The organism is Candidatus Nitrotoga sp. 1052, from assembly GCF_927312905.1.
In the GTDB taxonomy this organism is placed as follows: domain Bacteria; phylum Pseudomonadota; class Gammaproteobacteria; order Burkholderiales; family Gallionellaceae; genus Nitrotoga.
In genome coordinates this window covers 1-5,682 of record NZ_CAKMHQ010000042.1, presented here as the reverse complement: position 1 = coordinate 5,682, position 5,682 = coordinate 1, and the positions used below count along the sequence as shown (strand labels likewise).

Annotated in this window: 2 protein-coding genes; both read left to right on the top strand. The window is 55.4% G+C overall.

What is annotated here, in order from left to right:
• Nucleotides 1-138 precede the first annotated feature (138 nt).
• On the top strand, nt 139-3,144 hold the full coding sequence (locus MJ768_RS09150) for a hypothetical protein (RefSeq protein ID WP_239290762.1): 3,006 nt from the start codon (nt 139-141) through the stop codon (nt 3,142-3,144).
• Nucleotides 3,145-3,314: 170 nt separating this feature from the next.
• A partial coding sequence (locus MJ768_RS09145) for a hypothetical protein (RefSeq protein WP_239290760.1) occupies nt 3,315-5,682 on the top strand: 2,368 nt, incomplete at its 3' end.

The following is a 5,682-nucleotide window of genomic DNA, read 5'->3' as shown; positions in this document are numbered from 1 at the left end:
GTGTGGTCATGTGTGCGCCGATTTGACTTGACCTAAAGTTAGAGTGGTTTGTGAGTTGCCAAGAAGCGTAGAGAAACGAACGACGCCCTGATGAAAGGTCGTTTCTGGTTATGACTGTGTGCGTATTGATAAGGGAAAATGATGTCGAGCTTACTGAAGGTATTTGGGACGGTGGCAATTGAAAAAATATTCGTGATATTTTTTGCGCTCATCGCGTTGCATGCCACGATGTTTGAAGCGCACGCAGCACCGGCGCTCGACAGTTCGTTCGGAAGCAGCGGTATCGTGCGCATCGGGGTGCCCGCCGGCGCGGAGGATACGCCATCCGCGTCCGCCCTGCAGCGCGACGGCAAGTTGCTGCTTGCCGGTTGGACAGAGGGACGGCAATCGCACGCTTTTGTTCTCCGACTACTTCCGAATGGCACCCCTGATGCCACGTTCGGCCAGAATGGCGTTGCCCTGTTCGATCTGCCCAATGGAGACAATTACGCGATCCAACAAATCGAGCAGGGTGCCGATGGTTCCATACTGATAAATGGATATACGCTGATAGATGGATATGGCGGGAATGGCCTTGTACTGACCCGGCTGACGGCGGCTGGCGTTCTCGACACCAGCTTTGGCACGCAAGGCTTTTTCGGTGTGGGAGGAGCCACGGCGAGCTTTGTACAACAGCCGGACGGCGGTCTGCTGATCGTCTCGGACGCCTCGCAAGGGGGGCAATTTGCATTGCGACTCACACGCCTTAACTCAGCCGGCGTGCGTGATTCAGCCTATGCACCGAACGGCGAAAGAATACTCAGTGATCTGCCTCCGAATTTCGGGATGGCCTCAGTCGTCGCCGAGCCGAATGGCGGATTTACAGTTATGGCAAGAGACTTCTCTAACGGCTTCGACGTCTCTCTGCTGGTTCGCGTGACGGCCGCCGGCACGCTCAATATTGGCTTTGGAAATGGTGGTTTACTCTCAGGGGCCGACGTGGGCAACCGCTTCGAACAACCGGTCACGATGGTGCGCACCGCTAATGGTGGATTGCTTCTGATGGGCGATGCTTCGCCTCACCCGAGCGGCAAGATCGTGTTGTGGCGACTCACTGCCGGCGGATTGCCCGATACGTCTCTCGGTACTGCCAGTCGACTAGAGATCGGCAACGGCAACTCCTATAGCGGCAGTTTTCGATTGGCAGCACTGAGTGATGGCAGTATCGCATTGGTCGACAGCGTCTACGTCGACGTCAACGGCGTCTACGTCCCCACTGCACATGTAACGCACTTCGATGCCAGCGGAGTCGTGGATAGTGCTTTTGGTGCTGCCGGCAGCACGATTCCACTTGCTGGCTATAGTGAGATTTCCGCCATAGGTATCCTGCCAAATGGCGTAGGCGGCTTATTGATACCGGCAGTGGCCAGTCGGACCGTGACATGCTCCTCTGACCTTGTCCCTTTCCCTTGTCATTATAGAGGCGTGGATGCTACCGTCGTAAGCCTTGACGGCAGCGGCCATATTCAAACCAGCTATGGCCGAGGCGATGGCTTTTCTGTCATGAACACCGCCGAATACAGCAACGACAAAATTGACGCGATACTGATTGAAACTTCAGGCAAAGTTGTGCTCGCAGGTAGTTTAGATGGGGGCGCGACCTTTGATTATTTTCTTGAACGCCTGACGGCAAATGGTTCCCCTGACATTGCATTCGGAACGAACGGGCGGGTGGTGCCGAAACAGAGCAACCCCTTCATGGGCAAGGTGCGTGCAGCTGAACAAGAAAACGGTGCGATAACGGTCGTGACCGGAAAAGCCGACACGGCGTTTCGTTTTGACTCTACCGGTACGCTCTACACTGGATTCGCACCCGCTCTCGCAGTACCGGCGATATCCCAAACGGATATTGCGTTGGGCGTTCGTCCGGATGGGCGCATGCTTTACGTAATGACAACACCGAACAGCGGAATTGGAGCTGTATATTTGCAGCAGACAATGCCGGATGGTACACCTGACCTGGATTTTGGCGCGAGTGGTAAAATCGGATTCGCGTTGTTTGGGGAGGGTTCATTCCAGACGGATCTAGTTTTGCTTGGCGACGGCTCAGTTGTCTTTGCTGTGCTAACGCCTCAGAATCTGCGTCTCTATAAGGTCGATTCGCATGGGTTACCGGTAACTTCATTTGGAACGGCCGGTCAGTTTACCTATGCTGCTACGGATTTTGCCAATGCATACCCCATTGGAATACCATTCTCCTTGCTCTCACTGAGCGATGGCTCTCTGTTGGCCGGCATTGGCATTAACATTAACAAATACGCCCCATCCGGTTCGTCAAGCGGATCGTTGCTCGTGATTCGGATTTCCAGCAATGGCTCACTGATCGGGGCGAACAATTTGTTGGCGGGGCAGGGTTCATTCGATTGGAATTTTGCTGCGCTGCCCGACGCCAATGTGATGATAGCGCGCAGCAGTAGCGATGGCTCAACGAATTCGGCAGCACTATACCGCTTGCTTCCGAATAACAGTCTGGATACAAATTTTGGCCTTGGCGGGGTATTTGCGCTACCGGGCATGCAGAGCGTCAGCGCGCTGGCGCTTGATGCCCATTCTCGTTTGCTCGTTGCGGGACAGGATGCGACGAGTGCTGTTCTGGCTCGGTATGATCTGAGTGGAGCGCTCGTCAGTATGCCGGTCGTTGAGTTCTACAACACCAACCTGGATCATTATTTCATTACCGCCGATGCCAGTGAGGCTGCGGGCATCGATGGAGGTAGCGCGGGGCCCGGCTGGATTCGCACCGGAAATAGTTTCAAGTCGGGCGGCAGCACGCCCGTTTGCCGGTTCTATGGCAGCCAGTTCCCCGGCCCCAATTCGCATTTCTATACTTTAGCGGGCGTTGAATGTGATGGCCTTAAGCAGCTTCAGGCCATCACGCCAGCCACGCAGAAGCGCTGGAATTTCGAAAGTCTGGATTTTATCTCGACTCCACCGACCAATGGTATATGTCCGACCGGGACAGCGCCGGTCTATCGGGCCTATAACAATGGGTTTGCCCGCGGTGTCGACAGCAATCACCGCTTTTCCAGTGCTGGGGCAGCCATCCAGGATGTCGTCATGCGCGGCTGGATCAATGAAGGTGTGGTCATGTGTGCGCCGATTTGACTTGGCCTAAAGTTTTGGCCACGGCTTCCCAATCTATCAATGCCAGCCATTCATGCGCCACAGCGTAAAGAGTGGTTTGTGAGGTGCCAGTAAGCGAAGAGAAACGAACGGCGCCCTGATGAAAGGGCGTTGCTGGTTATAACTGTGTGCGTATTGATAAGGGAAAAACAATGTCGAGCTTACTGAAGGTATTAGAGACGATGACAACTAAAAAAATATTCGCGATACTTTTTGCGCTCATCGCGTTGCATGCCACGATGTTTGAAGCGCACGCAGCGCCAGCGCTCGACAGTTCGTTCGGAAGCAGCGGCATCGTGCGCATCGGGGTGCCCTCCGGCGCGGAGGATACGCCATCCGCGTCCGCCCTGCAGCGCGACGGCAAGTTGCTGCTTGCCGGTAGGACGGCGGGGCAACAATCGCACGCTTTTGTTGTCCGACTACTTCCGAATGGCACCCCTGATGCCACGTTCGGCCAGAATGGCATTGCCTTGTTCGATCTGCCCAATGTTGACAGAGTCCAACAAATTGAACAGGGTGCCGATGGATCCATACTGATAAATGGATCTAACGCGAGCGGCCTTGTACTGACCCGGCTCACAGCAACCGGCGTCCTCGACACCAGCTTTGGCACGCAAGGTTTATTCAGTGCGGACGTCACCCCGGCGCGCTTCGTGCAACAGCCGGACGGCGGTCTGCTGATCGTCTCGGACGCCACGCAAGTCTCAAACCCCTCGCAAGGGTCGCAATTTGCATTGCGACTCACACGTCTTAACCCAGCCGGCATGCGTGATTCGACCTATGCACCTAATGGCGAAAAGATACTCAGCGGCCTGCCTCCGAATTTTCGGATGACCTGGGGCGTTTCAGTTGTCGCTGAGCCCAATGGCGGGTTTACAGTCATGGCAAGAACGTTCCTTAGCGGTGGCACTTATCTGCTGGTTCGCGTGACGGCTGGCGGTACGCTCGATCCTGGCTTTGGAAATGGTGGCTTGGTCTCAGGGTACGACGTGGGCAACCCCTTCGACCAACCGGGCACGATGGTGCGCACTGCTAATGGCGGATTGCTTCTGATGGGATATGCTCCAGCCTTCGCGAGCAACAATATCGTGTTGTGGCGAATCACTGCCGGCGGCTTGGCCGATGCGTCTTTCGGTACTGCCGGTCGACTTGAGATCGGCAACGGCAACTTCCACCGATTGGCAGTACTGAGTGATGGCAGTATCGCATTGGTCGACGCCACCACTGCGCGTGTACGTCACTTCGATGCCAACGGAGTCCTGGATAGTGCTTTTGGTGCGGCCGGCAGCGCAACAATTGCACTCCCCGGTTATAGTGTGTTCTCCGCCATAGATGTCCTGTCAGATGGCGTAGGCGGCTTACTGGTACCGGCAGTGGCCAGTCAAACCGAGATATGCTCCATCAGCGGTTGCGTTCCTCTCGGCGTAGATGCTACCGTCGCAAGCCTCGATGGCAGCGGTCATCTTCAAACCAGCTATGGTCGAGGTGATGGCTTCGCTGTCGTGAACACCGCCGAATACTACAGCTACGACACGATTGACGCGATACTGGTTGAAACTTCGGGCAAAGTTGTGCTTGCCGGTAATTCAGACGCAGGCGCGACCTTTGATTATCTCCTTGAACGCCTGACGGCAAATGGTTCCCCCGACATCTCCTTCGGGACGAATGGGCGCGTGGCGCCAAGGCAATACAGCCGCTTCATGGGCAAAGTACGTGCCGCTGAACAAGCAAGCGGTGCGATAACGGTCGTGGCTGGAACCGGAAGCGGGTCTGTTCTCCCGGTCGGCACCGTTACAGCGTTTCAACTGGACGCAGCCGGAATGCTCGATGCCGGATTCGCCCCCGCTCTTGCAGCACCAGGGATCGCCAATACGGATATTGCGTTGGGCGTTCGTCCAGATGGGCGTTTGCTTTACGGAACGAAAACAGGCAGAAATGCCATTTTGCAGCAGACCATGCCGGATGGCACGCCTGACTTGAATTTCGGCGCACGGGGTAAAATCGAATTTGCGTTTCCTGCTTGGGAGCTTTCGCGCCAGTCAGATCTGGTTTTGCTTGGCGACGGCTCAGTGGTCTTTGCCGTACTGACGGATCAGAACCTGCGTCTCTATAAGGTCGATGCGCATGGGTTGCCGGTACCTTCGTTTGGTACGGTCGGTCAGTTTACCTATGCTGTAGATTTTTTAGATGAATTCGGCAGTGGAGAATCATTCTCCTTACTCACACTGAGCGATGGCTCCCTGCTGGCTGGCATTCGCGAATCCCATTCGTCATTCTTCGGTGGTTGGCCAGGAGGATCGCTGCTCGTGATTCGAATTTCAAGTAATGGCCTGCTGATCGGAGCGAATAATTTGTTGGCAGAGCCGGGTATTTTCGATTGGAATTTTGCTGCGCTGCCCGACACCAGTGTGTTGATAGCGCGCAATAGTGACGGTAGCCCAACGAGTTCGACGAGTTCGGCAGCGCTATATCGCCTGCTTCCGAATAACAGCCTTGATGCGAGTTTTGGCATCGGCGGGG

Excerpts from the sequence above, each read along its gene's own strand:
- MJ768_RS09150 (WP_239290762.1), top strand. The coding sequence starts at position 139 with ATGATGTCGAGCTTACTGAAGGTATTTGGGACGGTGGCAATTGAAAAA.